Source organism: Tsukamurella conjunctivitidis (assembly GCF_007858475.1).
Classification (GTDB): Bacteria; Actinomycetota; Actinomycetes; order Mycobacteriales; family Mycobacteriaceae; genus Tsukamurella; species Tsukamurella conjunctivitidis.
On record NZ_VIGX01000186.1, the window covers coordinates 1 to 597 of the forward strand.

The following is a 597-nucleotide window of genomic DNA, read 5'->3' on the forward strand; positions in this document are numbered from 1 at the left end:
GCTCAAGGGCAAGAACGTGGTTCGACGGCCAGAACGGCGCGGGCTGATAGAAGCATGTTCCAGCGCCACCATCGCCATCCTTGACGAATGAGAGCCATCCTCCCGGGTATTTCGATTCCTCCACGTAGCCAACCACCCCGTTGTTCTGAAAGGAGGCTGCTACGTAAGGTACTGGACCAGTCGCCTTACGCTCGGCCCCTTCTCCGTTGTGGAGGGTGAACAAGTCCGTCAGGAGTATCGGCTGGAAGTCGAGTGTGTCGAGGACGCTCATGCCGTCACCTCCTCAGCGGACTCTTCTTCAGGGGTACGCGGCGTGATCAGGTCACCGAGCCCGTGGGCGTGCATGTCGACCTGCCAGGCGACGTAGTCGGCCACGGTGTTCATGAAGTCTTCGTAAGTCGGAGGCTGGTCGTTGAAGTAGAAGTAGCTGTGCTGCCACTCGTCGTCGGCAGTGACCTCGGAGCGCACAATGAAGCCGGTGTCATCCTGGGCGTCGCCGCGCAGGACCTCCAAGAGGTGCCTGCGGCGTGACGCCACCGTGCCGTCGTCGACTAGCCCCCGGTGAGGCGCGACTACCCAGCCATCCTTCTCGAAGTT

The 597-nt window shown here is 61.5% G+C and carries 1 protein-coding gene and 1 pseudogene; both read right to left on the reverse strand.

Going from position 1 to position 597, the window contains the following annotated elements:
* On the reverse strand, positions 1–271 hold a 271-nt coding region (locus tag FK530_RS24955; protein WP_193560370.1), incomplete at its 3' end, for a restriction endonuclease subunit S.
* Positions 268–597 (reverse strand): annotated as a pseudogene (locus FK530_RS24960) (hypothetical protein); the annotation flags it as partial. The gene FK530_RS24955 and the pseudogene FK530_RS24960, both read right to left, overlap by 4 nt.